The sequence below is a fragment of the Burkholderia torrens genome (genome assembly GCF_984668525.1).
Window position 1 is genome coordinate 1,788,177 of record NZ_OZ480212.1, and the last position, 19,741, is coordinate 1,807,917.

Annotated in this window: 17 protein-coding genes; 12 read left to right on the forward strand and 5 right to left on the reverse strand. The window is 69.5% G+C overall.

The annotated features are described in order from the left end of the window. Positions 1-183: 183 nt before the first annotated feature. Genes AC5LXX_RS24320 through AC5LXX_RS24340 form a run of 5 tightly spaced genes read left to right on the forward strand, consistent with a single transcriptional unit; the run spans position 184 to position 5,440 of the window. Positions 184-882, forward strand: coding sequence for a TetR/AcrR family transcriptional regulator (locus tag AC5LXX_RS24320; RefSeq protein ID WP_493411272.1), 699 nt, complete (start codon positions 184-186; stop codon positions 880-882). Continuing rightward, the gene (locus AC5LXX_RS24325) at positions 879-1,844 is read left to right on the forward strand and encodes an HlyD family secretion protein (protein WP_493411273.1); all 966 of its coding nucleotides are present in this window, start codon (positions 879-881) and stop codon (positions 1,842-1,844) included. Before AC5LXX_RS24320 ends, AC5LXX_RS24325 begins: the two co-directional genes overlap by 4 nt. Then, the gene (locus tag AC5LXX_RS24330) at positions 1,841-2,788 is read left to right on the forward strand and encodes an ABC transporter ATP-binding protein (RefSeq protein ID WP_493411274.1); all 948 of its coding nucleotides are present in this window, start codon (positions 1,841-1,843) and stop codon (positions 2,786-2,788) included. The genes AC5LXX_RS24325 and AC5LXX_RS24330 overlap by 4 nt, the downstream gene beginning before the upstream one ends. Next, entirely contained in the window at positions 2,785-3,939 is a 1,155-nt protein-coding gene (locus AC5LXX_RS24335; RefSeq protein ID WP_493411275.1) for an ABC transporter permease, read from the forward strand. Before AC5LXX_RS24330 ends, AC5LXX_RS24335 begins: the two co-directional genes overlap by 4 nt. Before the next feature lie 10 nt (positions 3,940-3,949). Further along, positions 3,950-5,440, forward strand: coding sequence for an efflux transporter outer membrane subunit (locus tag AC5LXX_RS24340; RefSeq protein ID WP_493411276.1), 1,491 nt, complete (start codon positions 3,950-3,952; stop codon positions 5,438-5,440). A gap of 148 nt (positions 5,441-5,588) precedes the next feature. Here the strand turns inward: AC5LXX_RS24340 and AC5LXX_RS24345 are convergent, their stop codons facing one another. Further along, positions 5,589-6,803, reverse strand: coding sequence for a porin (locus AC5LXX_RS24345; protein WP_493411277.1), 1,215 nt, complete (start codon positions 6,801-6,803; stop codon positions 5,589-5,591). A gap of 477 nt (positions 6,804-7,280) precedes the next feature. Continuing rightward, the gene (locus tag AC5LXX_RS24350) at positions 7,281-8,345 is read right to left on the reverse strand and encodes a phytoene/squalene synthase family protein (protein ID WP_493411278.1); all 1,065 of its coding nucleotides are present in this window, start codon (positions 8,343-8,345) and stop codon (positions 7,281-7,283) included. 374 nt (positions 8,346-8,719) lie between these two features. Here AC5LXX_RS24350 and AC5LXX_RS24355 point away from each other — a divergent pair, with 374 nt between their 5' ends. Next, entirely contained in the window at positions 8,720-9,862 is a 1,143-nt protein-coding gene (locus AC5LXX_RS24355) for a glycerophosphodiester phosphodiesterase (protein WP_493411279.1), read from the forward strand. A 41-nt stretch (positions 9,863-9,903) separates the two neighbouring features. Here the strand turns inward: AC5LXX_RS24355 and AC5LXX_RS24360 are convergent, their stop codons facing one another. Together AC5LXX_RS24360 and AC5LXX_RS24365 are read right to left on the reverse strand one after the other, a co-directional pair. Then, positions 9,904-11,529, reverse strand: a complete 1,626-nt coding sequence (locus AC5LXX_RS24360; RefSeq protein ID WP_493411280.1) for a rhodanese-related sulfurtransferase — start codon at positions 11,527-11,529, stop codon at positions 9,904-9,906. A gap of 105 nt (positions 11,530-11,634) precedes the next feature. Continuing rightward, entirely contained in the window at positions 11,635-12,201 is a 567-nt protein-coding gene (locus tag AC5LXX_RS24365) for a cysteine dioxygenase family protein (RefSeq protein WP_124447851.1), read from the reverse strand. A 17-nt stretch (positions 12,202-12,218) separates the two neighbouring features. Between AC5LXX_RS24365 and AC5LXX_RS24370 the strand changes: the two genes are divergently transcribed. Beyond that, entirely contained in the window at positions 12,219-13,193 is a 975-nt protein-coding gene (locus tag AC5LXX_RS24370) for a LysR family transcriptional regulator (protein ID WP_493411281.1), read from the forward strand. Positions 13,194-13,254: 61 nt separating this feature from the next. On the opposite strand, the gene AC5LXX_RS24375 is transcribed toward AC5LXX_RS24370, so the two are convergent. Next, the gene (locus AC5LXX_RS24375; RefSeq protein WP_493411282.1) at positions 13,255-14,589 is read right to left on the reverse strand and encodes an acyl-CoA dehydrogenase family protein; all 1,335 of its coding nucleotides are present in this window, start codon (positions 14,587-14,589) and stop codon (positions 13,255-13,257) included. A gap of 214 nt (positions 14,590-14,803) precedes the next feature. On the opposite strand from AC5LXX_RS24375, the gene AC5LXX_RS24380 reads away from it, so the two are divergent. The 5 genes from AC5LXX_RS24380 to AC5LXX_RS24400 are packed head-to-tail and all read left to right on the forward strand — an operon-like array spanning position 14,804 to position 19,732. After that, positions 14,804-15,889 (forward strand): LLM class flavin-dependent oxidoreductase, encoded by a 1,086-nt coding sequence (locus tag AC5LXX_RS24380; protein ID WP_493411283.1) that lies wholly within the window; start codon positions 14,804-14,806, stop codon positions 15,887-15,889. Between the two features lie 24 nt (positions 15,890-15,913). Beyond that, positions 15,914-16,753, forward strand: a complete 840-nt coding sequence (locus AC5LXX_RS24385; RefSeq protein ID WP_493411284.1) for a class II aldolase/adducin family protein — start codon at positions 15,914-15,916, stop codon at positions 16,751-16,753. Between the two features lie 30 nt (positions 16,754-16,783). Next, positions 16,784-17,818 carry an ABC transporter substrate-binding protein gene (locus tag AC5LXX_RS24390; RefSeq protein WP_493411285.1) on the forward strand — a complete coding sequence of 345 codons (1,035 nt, stop codon included), beginning with the start codon at positions 16,784-16,786 and terminating at the stop codon, positions 17,816-17,818. 4 nt (positions 17,819-17,822) lie between these two features. Beyond that, positions 17,823-18,917 carry an ABC transporter permease gene (locus tag AC5LXX_RS24395; protein ID WP_493411286.1) on the forward strand — a complete coding sequence of 365 codons (1,095 nt, stop codon included), beginning with the start codon at positions 17,823-17,825 and terminating at the stop codon, positions 18,915-18,917. Beyond that, positions 18,911-19,732, forward strand: coding sequence for an ABC transporter ATP-binding protein (locus AC5LXX_RS24400; RefSeq protein WP_493411287.1), 822 nt, complete (start codon positions 18,911-18,913; stop codon positions 19,730-19,732). Before AC5LXX_RS24395 ends, AC5LXX_RS24400 begins: the two co-directional genes overlap by 7 nt. Positions 19,733-19,741 lie beyond the last annotated feature (9 nt).

Genomic DNA, 19,741 nt, shown 5'->3' on the forward strand with positions numbered 1-19,741 from the left:
CGCATCGCAACCGGCTCGCCTGCCGGTTCTTCACCGATTCCCCGTTAACAGCTCCCTACACGACACCGGCTGCGCACTGCCCGCCGCCTCGTCGCACCCCGCTTCGACGCTCGCCCGATCTCGATCAATGGCGGCGAAAACCCTTCCTTGAAATTAACTAACTCGTCAATTAGCGTCGATTGCATGAACGCGAAATCCACCGTCGCCAGGCCGCGCGGGCGCCGCCCGTCGGTGGACGACTTCGACCTGCGCGACCACATGCTCGACGTCGCGATCCGGTTGTTCGCCGAACGCGGCATCGCCGCGACGACGGTCGCGCAGATCGCCGCCGCCGCCGGCGTCACGTCGGCGATGGTCCACTACTACTTCACGAACCGCGAACAGCTGCTCGACGCGATCGTCGAGGAGCGGCTCGTGCAGGCCGTCGCGTTCGTGTGGCGGCCGACCGAGCGACGGATCGAGAATGATCCGTTCGCACTCGTCGCCGAACTCGTCGACCGCTTCTTCGACGTCACGCACCGCATGCCGTGGCTGCCGTCGATCTGGCTGCGCGAGATCGTCCACGAAGGCGGGCTGCTGCGCGAGCGCATGATCCGGCGCATTCCGCTCGACCATATCGGCCGCTTCGCCGAACGCATCCGCGCCGCACAGCAGGCCGGCACGCTGAATCCCGCGCTCGAACCGGCGTTCCTGTTCCACTCGATCATCGCGCTCGTGATGCTGCCGCTCGCTACCGCGAAACTGTGGCAAAGCGCGCGCGGCCTGCCGCCGATCGACCGCGACGCATTGCACCGGCACGTTCGTGCGCTGCTCGGCTCGGGCCTGCAGCCGCCCGCCGCCGCGCCGCCTGCGCGGGCTCCGTCGCCGCGGAGGCCATCGTGAACGCGGCCCGCGCGCTGCCGTTCGCGCTGACCGCCGCCGCCGTGCTGCTCGCCGGGTGCGGACGGTCGACAGGCAACGGCACGACCTACCAGGGCTACGTCGAAGGCGAGTTCGTGTACCTGTCGTCGTCGCAATCGGGCACGCTGGCGCAATTGCCGGTCGAACGCGGTCAGACCATCGCCGCCGGCACGCCGGCATTCTCGCTCGAAGCCGTCAGCGAAACGGTCGCGCTACTGCAGGCGCAGCATCAGCTCGCGGCCGCCCGCGCGCAGCTTGCCGACCTGCAGACCGGCAAGCGCCCGCCGGAAATCGCGGTCACGCAGGCGCAGCTCGCACAGGCCAGCGCGCAGGCCGCACGGGCCGCCGCGCAACGCGCGCGCGATGAACGCCAGTACGCGGCCGGCGGCCTGTCGAAGCAGCAGCTCGACGATTCACGCACGTCCGCGCAGACCACCGCCGCGCAGATGCGCGAACTGCAGAAACAGGTCGACGTCGCGCGCCTGCCGGGCCGCGCGCAACAAGTCGCCGCCCAGGCCGCGCAAGTCGACGCCGCGCAGGCCGCGGTAGCCGAAGCGCAATGGAAGCTCGACCAGAAACGCGTCGCCGCGCCGGCGGCCGGGCGCGTGTATGACACGCTGTACCGCGTCGGCGAATGGGTGCAGGCCGGCAACCCGGTCGTGCAGATGCTGCCGCCGCAGAACCTGAAGGTGCGCTTCTTCGTGCCGGAGGCCGCCATTGCGTCGCTCGCGCCGGGGCGCGCGGTCGCGATCCATTGCGACGGCTGCGCGGCCGACGTGCCCGCACGCATCACCTACGTGTCGAGCGAGGCCGAATACACGCCGCCCGTGATCTACAGCAACGAGAGCCGGACCAAGCTCGTGTTCATGATCGAGGCGCGCCCGGCCGTGGCCGATGCGTCGAAGCTGCATCCGGGCCAGCCCGTCGCCGTGAGCGTGCGATGAACGTCCCGCCCGCCCCGTACGCGATCGACGTCGACCGGCTGAACAAGCGGTTCGGCGACAAGCACGTCGTGAAGGACGTATCGCTGCGCGTCGCGCGCGGCGAGATCTTCGGTTTTCTCGGGCCGAACGGCAGCGGCAAGACGACGTCGATCCGGATGATGTGCGGGCTGCTCACGCCCGATTCCGGCAGCGGCACCTGCCTCGGCTACGACATCGTGCGCGACAGCGCGCAGATCAAGCGGCGCGTCGGCTACATGACGCAGCGCTTCTCGTACTGGGAAGACCTGTCGATCCGCGAGAACCTCGACTTCGTCGCGCGCGTGTACGGGATGCGCAACCGCCAGGCGGCCGTCGCGCGCGCGCTCGACGGGCTCGGCCTCGCGAGCCGCGCGGACCAGCTCACGGGCGCGCTGTCGGGCGGCTGGAAGCAGCGCCTCGCGCTGGCCGCGTGCATGCTGCACGAGCCCGAGCTGCTGCTGCTCGACGAGCCGACGGCCGGCGTCGACCCGGCCGCGCGCCGCGACTTCTGGGAGGAACTGCACCGGCTCGCCGCGCAGGGGATCTCGGTGCTCGTCAGCACGCACTACATGGACGAAGCCGAGCGCTGCCACAAGCTCGCGTACATCGCGTACGGCGAACTGCTCGCGCAGGGCACGTCGGCGGAGATCGTCGCGTCCCAGCACCTGTCGACGCGCGCGATCACCGGCGAGCGCCTGACCGAACTGTCCGCGCGGCTGCGCACGATGCCGGGCGTCGAGCAGACCGTCGTATTCGGCTCAGCGCTGCACGTGAGCGGCCGCGACCGCGCGCAGCTCGACGCGACGCTTCGGCAGGTTGCCCGCGACACGTCGCTGCAGGTCATGCCGATCGACACCGCGCTCGAGGACGTGTTCATCTACATGATGGGCCGCACGTCCGGGCCGCCCGGCGGGGTGTCGCCATGAGCGCGTGGGCGGGCCTGCGCGAATCGTTCTCGGTCGCGCGCTGGTGGAGCATCGTGCTGAAGGAGTTCCTGCAGCTGCGACGCGATCGCGTGACGTTCGCGATGATCGTCGGCGTGCCGATCATCCAGCTCGCGCTGTTCGGCTTCGCGATCAACACCGATCCGAAGCACCTGCCGACCGCCGTGATCGTCGCCGACGCGAGCCCGTTCACGCGCAGCTTCATCGCCGCGATGCGCCACTCCGCATACTTCGACATCGTCGAGACGCTGCCCGACGAAGCGGCCGGCCGCCATGCGCTCGCTCGCGGCGACGTGCAGTTCGTGCTGAGCGTGCCGGCCGATTTCTCGCGGCGGCTGCTGCGCGGCGAGCGTCCGTCGCTGCTCGTCGAGGCGGACGCGACCGATCCCGTTGCCACGGCGTCGGCGATCGGCGCGCTGCCGGGCCTCGTGCAGCCCGTCGCGGACAAGGACCTGACGGGCCCGCTCGCGCACCTGAACGGCCGCCCGGCCGCGTTCGACGTCGTGCTGCACCGGCTGTACAACCCCGAAGGCATCACGCAGTACAACGTCGTGCCGGGCCTGATGGGCGTGATCCTGACGATGACGATGGTGATGATGACGGGCCTCGCGATCACGCGCGAACGCGAGCGCGGCACGATGGAGAACCTGCTCGCGACGCCCGTGCGGCCGCTCGAGGTGATGACGGGCAAGATCGTGCCGTACGTGTTCATCGGGCTGATCCAGGTGTCGATCATCCTCGCGGCCGCCCGCTTCGTGTTCGCCGTGCCGTTCGTCGGCGGCGTGTTCGCGATCTACCTGTCCGCGCTGCTGTTCATCGCCGCGAACCTGACGGTCGGCATCACGCTGTCGTCGCTCGCGCAGAACCAGTTGCAGGCGATGCAGCTCGCGGTGTTCTACTTCCTGCCGAACATCCTGCTGTCGGGCTTCATGTTTCCGTTCGCCGGGATGCCGAAATGGGCGCAGTTCATCGGCAACCTGCTGCCGCTCACCTACTTCAACCGCCTCGTGCGCGGCATCCTGCTGAAAGGCAACGGCTGGGCCGACCTGTGGCCGTCCGTGTGGCCGGTCGCGCTGTTTACCGTCGTCGTGATGGGCGTCGCGTTGCGCTTCTACCGGCGCACGCTCGATTAGGCGGCACGCGATGAAACCGGCCTTGCATCGCGCGTCCCTCGCTGCCCGCGGCTTCACGTTGGCCGCTGCCGCTTTGCTCGCTGCCGGATGCGCGGTCGGGCCGGATTTCCGCACACCTGATGCGCCGGCCACGCAGCAGTACACGCGTGGCGAGCCACCCGCGACCACGGCCGCCGCGACCGGCCCGGCCGGTGACATGCAGACTTTCTCCGCGGCCACGCACACGCCGCAACGCTGGTGGACGCAGTTCGACTCGGAACCGTTGAACCGGCTCGTCGACACCGCGTGGCAGAACAGCCCGACGCTCGCCGAAGCCCGCGCGCGGCTCGACGAAGCGCGGCAGAACCATGCGGCCGAGGCCGGCGCGACGATGCTGCCGCGCGTCGACGCGAACCTGTCCGCCACGCGCGAGCGAGTCGATACCGCCGCGTTCGGGCTGCCGGCCAACGTGCCGAGCCCCGGGCCGTTCACGCTGTACGACGCATCGGTGAGCGTGTCGTACGTGCTCGACGTATTCGGCGGCAACCGGCGCGCGCTCGAAGCGCTGCGTGCGCAGGTCGACTATCGGGCGTACACGCTCGACGCCGCGCGGCTGACGCTTGCAGGCAACGTCGTCGCCACCGCAATCCTGCGCGCGTCGCTCGCGCAACAGGTCGCGCTCACGCGGCAGCTCGTCGACGCGCAAGCACGGCAGTTGCGCATCGTCGAGGCGCGCTACGCGGCGGGCGGCGTCTCGCAGGCCGACGTGCACGCGCAACGCGCGCTGCTTGCGCAAACGCAGGCGTCGTTGCCGCCGCTGCTGGCCCGCCTCGCGCAGGCCGGCCACCGGCTCGCGATCCTGCTGGGTGTGCCGCCGTCCGACGCCGCGCTGCCGGACCTTTCGCTCGATGCGCTCGCACTGCCGCGCACGCTGCCCGTCGCGCTGCCGTCGACGCTCGCGCGCGAACGGCCCGACATCCGCGCGGCGGAAGCCGTGCTGCACCAGGCGAGCGCGAACGTCGGCGTGGCCACCGCGAACCTGTATCCGCGATTTTCGATTTCGGCGGGGATCGGCTCGGAGCGCACGCGCATCGCGGATATCGTCAGCGGGCTCAATGTGTGGAATGTCGGTCTCGGTCTCACGCAGCCGCTCTTTCACGGCGGCGAACTGCGCGCGAAGAAACGCGCGGCCGAAGCGGCGTACGACGCCGCGTTCGCGAGCTATCGGGAAACCGTGCTGCAGGCGCTGCAGCAGGTGGCCGACGCGCTGCGCGCGGTCGAACACGATGCGGCCGCATTGCAGGCCAGAGAGACAGCCGCGCAGGAAGCGGCAGCAAGCAACGCGATCGCCGGCAACCGCTACGCGGCGGGCGGCATCAGCACGTTCGACCTGCTCGACGCGCAACGGCAGGCGTTGCAGACGGCGCTCGACCGTACCCGCGCGCAGGCCGACCGGCTCGCCGATACGGCCGCGCTGTTCCAGGCGCTGGCTGGGACCTGGGCGGATGATGCGACCCGGTGACCGGGACGGCCGCTTCGGCGCGCGCCGGTACGGGCTCGACCGGCGCCGGAACGCGACAGACGCACGAAGCGCACGCCCATGAAAAAACCGGCCCGAAGGCCGGTTTTCATACCGCATGCCGTAAGCGGCGCTCGCGCGCCGCGCGACATCAGAAGCGGTGGATCAGACCGACGCCGACGCCGATCTGGTTCTGCTTCGAACCTGCGCCCACGCCGTCACCGATCGACGTCGTTGCAGCGATGACCGACGCGCCGTTGAGCGTGTTGCCGCTCGCGTGCTGGTACGCCTCAACTGCGTACAGGCCCGTGCGCTTCGACAGGCTGTAGTACTGCGACAGCGTGACCTGGTGGTACTTGGCCGAGCTCGAGATGCCGTTCGACTCGGTCGCACGCGTGTACGAGTAGCCTGCGGCGAAGTCCCACTGAGCCGATGCCTTCCAGTGCAGCACGGCGCCAGCCGTGTTGAAGATCGCCGTGTTGCGGAACGACGAGCCCACGCCCGGGATGTACTGGACGTTCGAGTACGACGCCGAAATATCCCACGCCGGCGTGAACTGGTAACCGGCCGTCACGGCGACGCGCTGCTGCGACTGTGCCGACTTGTAGCCGTTGTTGATCGACGACACGGCTTGTTCCGCACCGTTGCCGCTCGCGTCCAGACCGTTCTGCGCGGTCGAGTTCGCGCCCCACACGCCGCCGCCGAGCGTCGAGTTGTTGATCTTCTGGTAGCCGACTGCGATGCCTGCCGGGCCGTTCAGGTACTGGATCGCCGCGCTCCACGTCGAGCCGCGGTTCGTCGCGCCTGCGACGCCGCCGAACGAGTACGAACCGCCGACCGTGAAGCCGTAGAACTTCGGCGACATGTAGACGAGCGAGTTGTTCGCGCGGTAGCTGGTATCCAGCGAGTCGATATCGCCCGGGTGTGCGCCGTAGTAGCCGGTCAGCCAGGTCGTCGGGCTGTACGGCGACAGCAGCGTGTAGTACGCGGTGTACTGGCGGCCAGCCGTCAGCGTACCGTACGTGGCGTTGGTCATACCGACCCATGCCTGACGCGTGAAGATGCCGTTGGTCCACTGCGACGAGCCGTTAGCCGTGTTGACGCCGGCTTCCAACTGGAAAATCGCCTTCGTGCCGCCACCCAGATCTTCGCTGCCCTTCAGGCCGAAGCGGCTGCCAGCCCACACGCCGGTGGACATCTGCACCTTCGAGTGACCACCCGTGGTTGCGCCGACTGCCGACGAGTTGTTCTGCCAAGCGATACCGTTGTCGACGATACCGTACAGGGTCACGCTGCTCTGAGCGTGGGCGGCGGTAGCGGCTGCGAGACCGACTGCCGTCATGGCGAAAGCGACGCGCTTTTTCATTGATTCTCCGTCCTCAAAGAATGTTTCTTTTCTGGTGTGGTTTTATGACCGACACATGTGCGAGTACATGCCGACGCGATTCTGACGGATTACCAATTGTTTCCCAACATGTGCAGTCGGTCATCGTATGATCGACGCAACGCACGGGTTCACCAAGCGGTTACATAACACCTGAAAACGCTTACGCGGCGGGCCTTTCCGGCATTTCCCGGTGAAAACCCTAGCTTTACATTTTTACGGGTGCAACGCGACCGCCCAATGTCGTCAGACGCCTTCGGCAAAAATTCATCTTACAAATGCGCGATCGCAGCTGACACCGCGATTCACGCCGCCGCGCAGGATCGCTGACATTCATGACACCCATGTTTCGTGAAACGAAATCATGAAAACGTTTCAGTTCGTGTGGGGAAAATCGGACAGGGAGCGGCCCGGCGAACGCGGGCCGACAGGAATGCCGGCGCGGCGCGCCGGCGATATTCAGCGCGATGCCGGGCCGGCGAGGCGCGCGGTCACCGCATCGGCGAGCGCGGCCATGCGCGCACGGATCGCCGCGTTCGAGCCCACCAGCGCGAGCGACGACGCCATGATCCGGTAGATGCGCTTTCTCGGCACCTTGGCCGGCTTCGCCGGATCGAGCCACGCGTCGTGGCCGGCCAGCAGCTCGAGCGTTTCGAGGCCGATCATGATCGGCCACAGGCATGCGAGCCGCAGCCGCACGAAGCGGCGCGGGATCGCGAGCGCATACAGGCACGCGTCGCGATACTGGTCGAGCGTCACGCGCAACAGGTCGGCGAGCACGACGCGCGCCCGCGCCGACGCACCGGGTTGCATCAGATCGGCCACGCTCAACCCATGCGCGCCCAGTACGTCGTCCGGCAGATAACAGCGGCCGATGCGCAGGTCCTTCGCGCAATCGCGCAGGATGTTGGTCATCTGCAGCGCCTTGCCGAAGCGGATGCCCTTCTCGCGCATGTCAGGCAGGTTCCAGCCGCGCGCGGCGCGTGTGTGAGCGCCCGTCATGTCGGTCCAGAACTCGCCGACGCAGCCGGCGACGAGGTACGTGTAGCGGTCGAGTTCGTCGCGCGTCGGCAGCGACACGACCTGCCCCGACTGCTCGTCGGGAAACGTGCGCAAGTCGAATTCCATCCCCGACGTGAGCGTCGCGACGACCTTGCGGATCGACGCGCGGTCGGCGTCCGGCTGGGCGCGCAGCAGCGCGAGCATCGGTTCCATCGAGCCGAGCAGCACGTGCTCGTGCGAATCGGTCTGCATCCGCGTCACGTCCTCGAGGGAACGCGACAGCGCCACGCCGTCGCCGAGCCGCTCGACCTCGTTGCGCAGGTCGGTCAGCAACGCCGCGCGGCGACCGGGCGCGACGAGCGCGGTGTCGGCAATCGTGTCGGCCGCGCGCGCCAGCAGGTACGCGAGGCCGACCGGGTCGCGCATGCCGTCGGGCAGCACGCGCAGCGTCAGGTAGAAGGAGCGGGAAACGTTCTTCAGCAGGTCGCCGAGCAGGAAGGCGGAATCGGTTCGAGTCGTCATGGGTCGGGAAAAATCGGCCGGCGCGGGCCCCGGACGCACACGGGCGCCGGGCACCCGCGCCGGCCCGCGAGTCGCCGCATCGTCGCGCCGGACGGGCGTCGGCCCCGGCGCGGCGATGCAAAATTCCCGCAAGTTTAGTGCATCCGGCGCGCGGCCTGCCCGAGGCGGCCGGATTGAGGCACACCCCAGGCCATCTTCATCGGTCCTGCCGCGTGGATTGCACCCCAAAAACAGAAACGGAAAGGTCGAAGTAATACATATGTAATTATTCGGTGCGACGATCGCGCACCGTTCGATTCCGTGCGGCTCGGCGCGACCGCCGCGCCGACGGAGCGACCGCCCTTTTCCGACTCCCGTTTCGAAGGTTCATCGACATGCTCTTCAAGCGCCCGACCTCCCTGCGCTACGTCCCGTTCGCCTGTGCCGCCGCGTTCCTGCTCGCCGCGTGCGGCGGCGACGACGTGGCGTCCGATCCCACCCAGCCCATCTCCGCGAAAGTCCAGGTGGTCGGCCATCGCGGCGCGAGCGCGCTGCGCCCCGAACACACGCTGGCGTCGTACCGCAAGGCGATCGAGGACGGCGCGGACGTGATCGAGCCCGATCTCGTGTCGACGCGCGACGGCGTGCTCGTCGCGCGCCACGAGAACGAGATATCGGGCACGACGAACGTGTCCGTGCTGCCGCAGTTCGCGAGCCGCAAGGCGACCAAGACGATCGACGGCGCGCAGCTGACCGGCTGGTTCACCGAGGATTTCACGCTGGCCGAGCTGAAGACGCTGCGTGCGCGCGAGCGCATTCCGCAGGTCCGCCCGGCGAACACCGCGTACAACGACCAGTTCGAGATCCCGACGCTCGACGAGATCGTCGCGCTCGCGAAGCAGATGTCCGCGCAGACCGGCCGCACGATCCACCTGTATCCGGAAACCAAGCATCCGACCTACTTCCAGTCGATCAACCTGCCGCTCGAGGACCGTCTCGTCGATGCGCTGCTGAAGGATGCGTACACGTCGCGCACGGCGACCGTCTACATCCAGTCGTTCGAGGTCGCGAACCTGAAGGCGATCCGCAACCGGATCAAGTCGAGCCAGCCGAACTGGAAGCTCGTGCAGCTGATGGACGAAGCCGGCCAGCGCCCGTACGACTTCGTGAACGCGAACGACAAGCGCACCTACGGCGACCTGTCGACGCGCGACGGCATGCGCGAGATCGCGACCTACGCGAACGGCGTCGGCCCGTACAAGACGTCGATCATCGCGGTTGCCGCGGACGGCACGCTGCAGCAGCCGACGCCGTACGTGCGCTACGCGCACGAGGCCGGCCTCGTCGTGCATCCGTACACGTTCCGCCCGGAGAACAACTTCCTGCCCGCGTCGCTGAAGGACGGCGGCACGCCGGCCACGCGCAACACGGCCGGCTCGGTGCGTGAAATCCAGGCGTACCTGCGCGCGGGCATCGACGGCTTCTTCACCGACGATCCGGCCGTCGGCCGCACGGCCGTCGATACGTTCAAGCGCTGATACATGCGAACCGGGCGCCGCGCCCGGTTGCACCGCATCGGTCAGATCACGTTGAAGTGGTGCGTGCCGTCCCGCTTCAACTGGTCGACCAGCCCGTATTCCCAATCGAGATACGCCTGCATCGCGGCCGCCGCGTTGTCGGTGCCTTCGTACGGGCGCCGGTAGCGGTCGACGCGCGGCGACGCGAGATGCGTCTCGCCGCTTTCGAGCGGCAGCCCGGCGTCGATCCACGCGGCCGTGCCACCGGTCAGCACCCGGATCTCGGCCGAGGCCGGCAGCAACGCACGCGCATCGTCCGCCGCGAAGCGCGCCAGCAGGCTCGATCCGCACGTGAACACATAGCGCTTCGCGGGCGGGATCGCCGCGAGCGCGTCGCGCAACTGCGCACGCACGGCGAACCACGCGCCCGGAATATGGCGCTTCACGTAGTTCGCGCTGGCCGTCACGTCGACGATCGCCAGTTCGCCGGGTACGGCCTCCCTCAGCCAGCCCGCGAGCGTCGCGGGCGACACGTCGGCCGCGGGCGGCGTCGCCGGCACGTCGCGCGGCGGCTGGCCGCGCTCGGTGAACGCCGCCGCGCCGGCCGGTTCCACGACACGCACGTCCCAGCCCATCTGCGCGAGCCACGATGCGGTCATGTCCGCGCGCACGCCGTCGTCGTCGGCGAGCACGATCCGCGCGCCGCGCACGGCCGCGTGATGGTCGGTCTCCTGCACGAGCTGGCCGCCCGGCGTGCTCAGGAAGCCCGGCAGGTGGCCGGCTTCGTATTCCTCCGGCGTGCGCACGTCGAAGCGGTACAGCGTGCGGCCCGGCGCGTCGAGCGCGGCGACCTCGGCCAGCGCGATGCGCGGCACGCCGGCGCGCTCGGCCACTGCGCGTGCGGCCTGGCGCGCCTGCGCGCGCTGCGCCGCGTCGATTTCATCCGGAAAGCGGCGCGCCGCGCCGCGCTCGAGCGTCTGGCCCGCGAGCGTCCAGCCGATCGTGCCGTTGCGCAGTGCCGCGACCGGATTCGGCAGCCCCGCGTTGACGAGCGACTGCGTGCCGATGATGCTGCGGGTGCGGCCCGCGCAGTTGACGACCACCTGCGTCTTCGGATTCGGCGCGAGCGCACGCACGCGCAGCACGAGTTCCGCGCCCGGCACGCTCGTCGACGTCGGGATGTTCATCGTCTGGTATTCGTCGAACCGGCGCGCATCGACGATCACGACATCGGCTTTCGCATCGATCAGCGCCTGCACCTCCTGCGCGGACAGCGACGGCGTATGGCGCTCGGCCTCGACCCATTCGCCGAACGACTTGCTCGGCACGTTCACGTCGATGAACAGCTCGCCGCCCGCGGCCAGCCAGCCCGCGAGGCCGCCGTCGAGCAAGCGCACGTCGCTGTAGCCGAGTTGCGCGAGCTTCGCGGCCGCGCGCGGCGCGAGATCCTCGCCGCCGGCTTCGCCGTATACGACGATCGGCGTGTCGCGGCGCGGAATGCGCGTCCATGCGTCGAGTTCGAGCTTCGACAGCGGAAAGTTGGCGGCCCACAGCGGATGGCCCTGCGCGTACGGATCTTCCTCGCGTACGTCGATCAGCGCGAGCTCGTCGCGGGCCAGCAGGCGTGCGCGCACGTCCTGGTACGACGCGACGGGAAAGCGGGAAATGGAATCGGCGGATTGCGTCACGATGTCTCTGCGTTGAATACGTTGAAGTCGGTGAAGAATGCGGAACGGGTCGATCTCGGGCCTGCCGCCGCGCACCCGCAACGGGCCGCGCCGGAAGGCCCCGCATCAGGCGTTCGAATAGCCTGACACGAAAGGCTTCACGGTGCCGTCGTCCAGGAACACCGCGCGCTCGACCTTGCCGATGTTCGCGCCGTACACGTGGATGCTGATCGACACCTGGTCGTCGAACGCGTTGGTCACGCGATGGACGTCGCCGATGCGCGGCGACACGGCCTCGACCTCGCCCGGCGCCAGCCGCACGGCGTCGCCCGCGGCAACCGGCTTGCCCGCGGCGTCGAACCGGTAAGGCTGCGAAAACTCGCCGCCGCGCAGCATCCCGATCAGCCCCCACACCGTGTGGTTGTGGATCGGCGTCGTCTGGCCGGGCCCCCACACGAAGCTGACGACCGAGAAGCGCTCGTCCGGGTCGAGATGCAGCAGGTATTGCCGATAGCGCTCGGGATCGGGCTGCGCGAACGCGTCGGGCAACCAGTCGTCGTGTTCGACGAGCGCGGCAAGCAGCGCGCCGCCCTCGTCGAGAATGCGCGCCTCGTTCGCGCCGGACGCGAGCAGCGCGCCCAGACCGTCGACGAACGGACGCAGCGGCGTCTGTTGCAACGAAAGCGTACTCATCGGCCGTCTCCTCGAATATGATGCCGAATATGATGGATCGTCATGATGCACCCGAAAGACCATGCAGAACAAACATGAAAATTAGCGATATCGACGCTTTTGCAGCAGTCGTCCGCTGCCAGACCCTGAGCCAGGCCGCGGCCGAACTCGGGATGACGCAGCCCGCCATCACGCGGCGCGTCCAGAATCTCGAGGAAGCGCTCGGCGTGATCCTGCTCGACCGCAACACGAAGCCGCCGCGCCCGACCGACATCGGCCGGCAGGTCTTCGAGCAGTGTCGCGCGATCCTGCGCGAGGTCGATGCGCTGCGCGAGCTGACGGCCGGCGAGCAGCCGCCCGCCGGCGAATTCCGGATCGGGCTCACGCAGGGGCTCGGCGAACTGATGCTGCCCGCGCTGATCGCCGGGCTCGCCGCGCAGTGGCCCGCACTCGCGACGCAGGTCACGACCGCATGGGGCGGCAGGCTCGTCGAGCGTGTCGCGCGCCGCGAACTCGATGCGGCACTCGTGTTCCTCGCACGCGAAATGGTGTTGCCGGCGCAGGTCGAGGGCGAGCGCCTGCTGGCCACGCGGCTCGTGGCGGTCGGCCGCAAGGGCGACTGGCCGCGCCGCAGCTACCGGCTCGCCGACTGCCACGCGCGCGGCTGGGTGCTCAATCCGGACGGCTGCGGCTTTCGCGCGGGCCTGCGGCGCGCGCTCGACGCGCAGGGCCTGCCGATGCCCGTCACGCTCGACACCTACGGCCGCGACCTGCAACTGCAGAGCGTCGCGAACGGCTTCGGCATCGGGCTGATGCCGTTGCCGCTCGTCGAAGGCAGCCCGCTGCGCGACGCGCTCGAGATCGTGCCGCTCGCCGATTTCAAGCCGCAGATCGATCTGTGGCTGCTGCGCCGGCACGATGCGGCCCGCTTCGACGCGCCGCTCGCGGCCGTCGCCGCGCATGCGCGCGCAGCGTTCGCGGCGGCCGAGCAGCCGCACGGCAAGGCCGCTTGACCGGACGGGGCGGCCGCTGCAGCGCGCCGCCCGGTTTCCCCGCGCACCCACCCTGCCAGGCTCACGCATCGGGTCGACCGCGTTCGACCTCGTTGCGTGGCGCTTCTCCTGCCTCGGCCTTCGTTTCGCTCGCGCTTGCCGCGTCGAGCACCGCCCGCCCCGCCGCCACCGCGATCGCGTCGTCCTGCGGCGTATGCACGCGGCTGCACAGCACGTCGCGGTAGTGGCGTTCGAGCGGATTGGCCCGGCTGAGCCCGTGATTGCCCGACAGCTTCAGCGCCTGCTCGACCGTGCGGATCGCCTGCTCGGTCACGGTGCGCTTGACGAGGCCGCTCGTCGTCACCGGCGGCGCGTTGCCCGCGTCGGTGCGCGCGATGTGATCGTCGAGCAGCACGCGGTTCGCGTGCAGCCAGCCCTCGATTTCGCCGACGGCTTCCTGCACGCGCGGCAGCGTCGCGAGCGGCGCGCCGAGCCCGCTCGGCGCACGCGTCGTCGCGAATCCGACCAGCCAGTCGCGCGACGCCCGCGCGACCGCGTCGTACAGGCTGCCGAGCAGCGCGACCATCCACGCCTGCTGGTCGGCCTGCGCGTCGGCATCCGCATGGGTCGCGGCCGACACGGCCCACGCGTCCGGCGCGCGCACGTCGACCGCATGGTCGGCCGGGAGCCACACATCGTCGAACACGACTTCGTGGCTGCCCGATGCGCGCAGACCGAGGTGGTTCCAGCTTTCGATCACGCGGATGCGGTCGCCATCGGCGTCGCGCTCGCGCGGCACGAGGAACACGCCGACGCGCGGCTCCGGCTCATCGGTGCGCGCCCATACGGCCAGCCAGCGCAGCGCCGGAATACCGGTGCTGTACAGCTTGTGGCCGGACAGCCGCCAACCGTCGCCGTCACGCCGTGCAACGGTCGCCGGCAGCCCGCCGCGCGACGGCGAGCCGAGTGCCGGCTCGACGCGCAGCGCATTGATCAGCGCGCCGTGCGCGACCGCGCTGTCGAACACCGCGCGCCGCACCTCGGCCGGCCAGCGGTTGTCGGCGCGGCTGAGCGCGCGATGCTGCAGGTACGTCATCGTCAGCACCAGCGCGGTCGCCGGATCGGCCCGCGCGACGGCGGCCACGATCCGGCTCGCCTGCGCAAGCGTCGCACCGGCGCCGCCATGCTCGCGCGGCACGACCTGCGCGATCAGCCCGGCACGATGCAGCCGTGCGAAGTTCTCGTGCGGAAAGCGGCCATCGACATCGTTGCGGGCCGCATCGGCGGCGAGTTCGGGCGCAAGACGGTCGAGCAGCGCGGCGACGCGCGCGTCGTTCGCATCGTCGGCGGGGCCGGCAGGCAGGAGGCGCAGCGCAGGCTGCGGTGACGGCGAGGAAGCGGCAAGGCTGGCGGACATCGAGACGGATTCCCTGGGGAGTGCAAACACGGCGCCAACGCGCGCCCGATCATTCACGAGCCCACAGCGTATGCGTAACGCGATCGGGCCCAAACCATGCAAATCTGATATTCAATTCGGGATTGATTATTTCCATTCCGCATGATCGCGGCGTTAACCTGCGCTCCATTCCTGCCCGGCCGTGCGCCGGGACATCCCTGCACCGGAGACCCAGATGAGCGTCGAATTCATCGGCATGATCCAGAGCCAGAAACAGTCGGAAATCCATCCGGCATCCGGCCCCGTGGTCGATCCCGACTACGTGCGCGACTTCGCTCGCGCCCACGAAACGGCCGGCTTCGACCGGATCCTCGTGCCGCACCACTCGACCGGCCCGTCGGCCACGCTGACGATCGCGTTCGCGGCGGCCGCGACCGAGCGCATCCACTTCATGCTCGCGCATCGCCCGGGTTTCACGGCGCCGACGCTCGCCGCGCGGCAGATCGCGACGCTCGACCAGTTCAGCCGCGGCCGGCTCGCCGTGCACTTCATCTCCGGCGGCTCGGACAGCGAACAGCAGCGCGACGGCGATTTCCTCGACCACGACGCGCGTTACGCGCGCACCGACGAATATCTCGGCATCCTGCGGCGGATCTGGACGGAAGCGCAGCCGTTCGATCACGACGGCGCGCACTACCGGTTCAAGCAGGGCTTCTCGGAAGTGAAGCCGGTCCAGCAGCCGCACGTGCCGATCTACTTCGGCGGCGCGTCGGACGCCGCGCTCGCGGTGGCCGGCAAACACGCGGACGTGTACGCGCTGTGGGGCGAATCGCTCGACCAGGTGCGCGACCTGACGACGCGCGTGCGCGCCGAAGCCGCGAAGCATGGCCGGCAAGTGCGTTTCTCCGTGTCGTTCCGCCCGATCCTCGCCGCAACCGAAGACGAAGCGTGGGCGCGCGCGCACCGCATCCTCGACGAGACGCGCCGGCTGCGCGAAGCGGCCGGCCTCGGCGCCGGCGGCCCGCAGCAGAGCGAAGGCGCGCGCCGCCTGCTGGCCGCGGCCGACCGCGGTTCGCGCGTCGACAAGCGGCTGTGGACCGAAATCGCGAAGCTCACCGGCGCACGTTCGAACTCGACGGCGCTCGTCGGTACGCCCGAACAGGTCGCCGATGCGCTGCTCGACTACTACGACCTCGGCGTGACGACCTTCCTGATCCGCGGCTTCGACCCGCTGGAAGACGCGATCGACTACGGCCGCGAACTGATTCCGCGCGTGCGCAGCGCCGTCGCCGCACGCGACGCAGCGCGCCGCGCCGCCTGACGCCCAACGGAGCCACACGCCATCATGTCCGCCGTCCTTTCCTCGCCCGTGCGCACTGCATCGGGTCTCGAACTCGCCGAAGCCCCGCGCCAGCACTTCTGGTTCGACGCGACCGCACCGCGCATCGACGTCGCCGCCGAACGCCGTCACCGGCAGGAGCGGCTCGCGGCCGCGTTCCGCCTGTTCGCGCGCTTCGGTTTCGCGCAGGGGCTCGCCGGCCACATCACCGCGCGCGATCCGGAGCTGCCCGACCATTTCTGGGTGAATCCGCTCGGCGTGCATTTCTCGCAGATCAAGGTATCCGACCTGCTGCTCGTCAACGCGCGCGGCGAAACCGCGATCGGCACGCGGCCGCTGAACAAGGCCGCGTTCGCGATCCATGCGGCGATCCACGAAGCCCATCCGCACGTCGTCGCCGCCGCGCACACGCATTCGACCTACGGCAAGGCATGGTCGACGCTCGGCCGCCCGCTCGATCCGCTCACGCAGGACGCGTGCGTGTTCTACGAGGATCACGCGCTGTTCGACGACTTCACGGGGATGATCGTCGACACGAGCGAAGGCGCACGGATCGCCGATGCGCTCGCGAAGCCCGACGGCAGCACGCACAAGGGCGTGATCCTGAAGAACCACGGCATCCTGACGGCCGGCCCGACGGTCGAGGCCGCCGCGTGGTGGTACATCGCGCTCGACAACGCCGCGCACACGCAGTTGCTGGCCGAAGCGGCCGGCACGCCGCAGCCGATCGATCACGACACCGCGCGCCACACGCACGGCCAGATCGGCGGCCCCGACGGTGCGCTGCATGCGTTCGACAGCCTGTTTGCGCGGGTCGTCGCCGACGAACCCGACCTGCTCGACTGAGCGCCTTTCCGCACGACCGGAGACCAGACAATGACCCACACCACCGCTCCCGCGCCCGCCGACGCGCACGACGACAAACGCCGCCGGCTGCTGCGCGCGGCCGGCGCCGCCGCGCTCGCCGCGCCGGCGATCACGCTCGGCCGCAAGGCGTGGTCCGCGCCGCCGCTGAAGAAGCTCACGTTCGCGTGGAACCAGAATGCGTTCTGCCTGACGCCGATCGTCGTCGCGCAGGAGAACGGCTTCTTCGAGAAGAACGGCCTGAAGGTCGACCTGATCAACTACAGCGGGTCGACCGACCAGCTGCTCGAATCGATCGCAACCGGCAAGGCCGATGCGGCGGTCGGGATGATCCACCGCTGGCTGAAGCCGCTCGAAGCCGGCTTCGACGTGAAGATCATCGGCAGCTCGCACGGCGGCTGCGTGCGGCTGCTCGGCGCGAAGGCGGCCGGCGTCACGACGCTGCAGGCGCTGAAGGGCAAGACGGTCGGCGTCAGCGATCTCGCCGCGCCCGGCAAGCACTTCTTCTCGATCCTGCTCGCGAAGAACGGCGTCGATCCCGAGCGCGACATCACGTGGCGGCAGTATCCGGCCGACCTGCTCGGCGTCGCGGTCGACAAGGGCGAGATCCAGGCAATCGCCGACGGCGACCCGAATCTCTATCTGCTCGAAAAGCGCAGCAACGGCGCGTATACGGAACTCGCGACGAACCTGTCCGGCGAATACGCACGCAAGGTGTGCTGCGTGATCGGCGCGCGCGGCGACCTCGTCCGCAACGACCGGCCGGCGGCCGCCGCGCTCGCGCGCTCGATCGTGCAGGCCACCGAATACACGCACGACAACCCGAACGAAGCGGCGAAGGTGTTCGCGAAGTACTCGCCGAAGATCAATCCGGAAGACCTGCGCAAGCTGTACGCGACGCTGACCTACACGCATCACCCGACCAACGTCGACCTGCAGCAGGAAATCGCGTTCTATGCGGACGATTTCCGCCGCATCAGCGTGCTGAAGAAGAGCACGGACCCGCAGCGCTTCGCGCAGCAGGTCTATGCGAACGTACTGGGGTGACGCGATGTCGACGATCGAACACGCTTCCGCTGCACGCACCGCGTCGGCCCCGGCCGGCGCCGCGAACGCCAACGCTTCCGCGCGCGCGGCCTGCACGGCCTGCGAAGCCACGCTCGCCGCAGAAGCGCGCCGCGCGCGCACCTGGCCAACCGGGATCGCCGCCGCGCTAGCGTGGGCCGGGCTCGGTGCGCTCACGCAGCTGTGGCCGAACCGCATCGTCGGCTTCAGCGACTGGGCGTACACCGACACGTTCGGCACGGCCGCGTGGACGATCGCCGCGCTGCTGCTCGCCGCCGCGACGCTCGGCCACCTCGTCGCCGCGACGCGCACGCGGCTCGCGCGCGTGCGCCCGGCCGGCCCGTGGCTCGTCGCACTGCCGCTCGTGCTCGCCGCATGGGAGATCGTCACCGCGAAAACCGGCTGGCTGCCGACGCCGTTCTTCGCGCCGCCGCAGGCGCTGATCGAGGTCTACGTCGACGACTGGCCGCGCCTGCTGGGCAGCGCCGGCAACACGCTGAAGCTGCTCGCGCTCGGGTTCGCGTACGGCGTCGCGGTGGGCTTTGCGGTCGGCGTGTCGATCGGCTGGTCGCGCCGGATCGGCTACTGGGTGCATCCGGTGCTGCGCGTGCTCGGCCCCGTGCCGGCCACCGCGCTGCTGCCGCTCACGTTCTACTTCTTCCCGTCGAGCTATTCGGCCGCCGCGTTCCTGGTCGCGCTCGCCACCGGGTTCCCGGTCGCGGTGCTCACGTGGTCGGGCGTCGCGAGCGTGAACAAGCAGTACTACGACGTCGCGCGCACGCTCGGCGCGAACGCGCGCTTCCTCGTGCTGCGCGTCGCGATTCCCGCCGCGCTGCCGCACGTGTTCGTCGGCATCTTCATGGGGCTGAGCGCGTCGTTCACCGTGCTGGTCGTCGCCGAGATGATGGGCGTCAAGTCGGGGCTCGGCTGGTACCTGAGCTGGGCGCAGGGCTGGGCGTCGTACGTGAACATGTATGCGGCGCTGATCGTGATGGCGCTGCTGTTTTCCGGGCTGATCGCGCTGCTGTTCGCGGTGCGCGACCGCGTGCTCGCGTGGCAGAAAGGAACCGTTAAATGGTGAGCGCCGCCGTACTCGAACCGTCCGCGGCCACTGTCGCGGCACCCACCGTCACCGCGCCGCGCGGCGCGCGCATCGACATCCGCCGCGTGAGCCATGCGTTCGACGGCCCCGGCGGTGCGCTGCCGGTGCTCGACGACGTCACGCTGTCGGTCGCGGCTGGCGAATTCGTCGCGCTGCTCGGCCCGAGCGGCTGCGGGAAATCGACGCTGCTGCGCCTCGTCGCGGGGCTCGATGCTGCGCGGCAAGGCACCATCGCGCAGGACGGCGTGCCGATCGAACGGCCCGATCCGTCGCGCATCGTCGTGTTCCAGGACCCGACGCTGTACCCGTGGCGGCGCGTGCGCGCGAACGTCGCGCTCGGCCTCGAAGCGCGCGGCGTGGCACGCACCGCGCAGCATCGCGTCGACGATGCGCTCGCGCGCGTCGGGCTGCAGGAGTTCGCGAACGTGTTCCCGCATCAGTTGTCCGGCGGGATGGCACAGCGTGTCGCGCTCGCGCGCGCGCTCGTCAACGATCCGCGTCTGCTGATTCTCGACGAACCGCTCGGCAAGCTCGATTCGCTGACGCGGCTCACGATGCAGGCCGAGCTGACCGCATTGTGGCAACGCGACGGGTTCTCGTCGCTGCTCGTCACGCACGACGTGGAAGAAGCGCTGTTTCTCGCGCAGCGCGTGATCGTGTTCGGGCCGCGTCCGGCACGGATCGTCGCCGAATTGCACGTCGACCTGCCCTACCCGCGCCATCGCGGCGACCCGCGCCTCGCCGAATTGCGCCACGACGCGCTGCGGCATCTCGGGCTCGATGCGAGCTGGTAGATGCGAGGT

Excerpts from the sequence above, each read along its gene's own strand:
- AC5LXX_RS24335 (WP_493411275.1), top strand. The coding sequence starts at position 2,785 with ATGAGCGCGTGGGCGGGCCTGCGCGAATCGTTCTCGGTCGCGCGCTGG.
- AC5LXX_RS24380 (WP_493411283.1), top strand. The coding sequence starts at position 14,804 with ATGAGCGTCGAATTCATCGGCATGATCCAGAGCCAGAAACAGTCGGAA.
- AC5LXX_RS24400 (WP_493411287.1), top strand. The coding sequence starts at position 18,911 with ATGGTGAGCGCCGCCGTACTCGAACCGTCCGCGGCCACTGTCGCGGCA.
- AC5LXX_RS24340 (WP_493411276.1), top strand. The coding sequence starts at position 3,950 with ATGAAACCGGCCTTGCATCGCGCGTCCCTCGCTGCCCGCGGCTTCACG.
- AC5LXX_RS24375 (WP_493411282.1), bottom strand. The coding sequence starts at position 14,589 with ATGTCCGCCAGCCTTGCCGCTTCCTCGCCGTCACCGCAGCCTGCGCTG.
- AC5LXX_RS24370 (WP_493411281.1), top strand. The coding sequence starts at position 12,219 with ATGATGCCGAATATGATGGATCGTCATGATGCACCCGAAAGACCATGC.
- AC5LXX_RS24350 (WP_493411278.1), bottom strand. The coding sequence starts at position 8,345 with ATGACGACTCGAACCGATTCCGCCTTCCTGCTCGGCGACCTGCTGAAG.
- AC5LXX_RS24385 (WP_493411284.1), top strand. The coding sequence starts at position 15,914 with ATGTCCGCCGTCCTTTCCTCGCCCGTGCGCACTGCATCGGGTCTCGAA.
- AC5LXX_RS24395 (WP_493411286.1), top strand. The coding sequence starts at position 17,823 with ATGTCGACGATCGAACACGCTTCCGCTGCACGCACCGCGTCGGCCCCG.
- AC5LXX_RS24365 (WP_124447851.1), bottom strand. The coding sequence starts at position 12,201 with ATGAGTACGCTTTCGTTGCAACAGACGCCGCTGCGTCCGTTCGTCGAC.
- AC5LXX_RS24345 (WP_493411277.1), bottom strand. The coding sequence starts at position 6,803 with ATGAAAAAGCGCGTCGCTTTCGCCATGACGGCAGTCGGTCTCGCAGCC.
- AC5LXX_RS24390 (WP_493411285.1), top strand. The coding sequence starts at position 16,784 with ATGACCCACACCACCGCTCCCGCGCCCGCCGACGCGCACGACGACAAA.
- AC5LXX_RS24320 (WP_493411272.1), top strand. The coding sequence starts at position 184 with ATGAACGCGAAATCCACCGTCGCCAGGCCGCGCGGGCGCCGCCCGTCG.
- AC5LXX_RS24330 (WP_493411274.1), top strand. The coding sequence starts at position 1,841 with ATGAACGTCCCGCCCGCCCCGTACGCGATCGACGTCGACCGGCTGAAC.
- AC5LXX_RS24355 (WP_493411279.1), top strand. The coding sequence starts at position 8,720 with ATGCTCTTCAAGCGCCCGACCTCCCTGCGCTACGTCCCGTTCGCCTGT.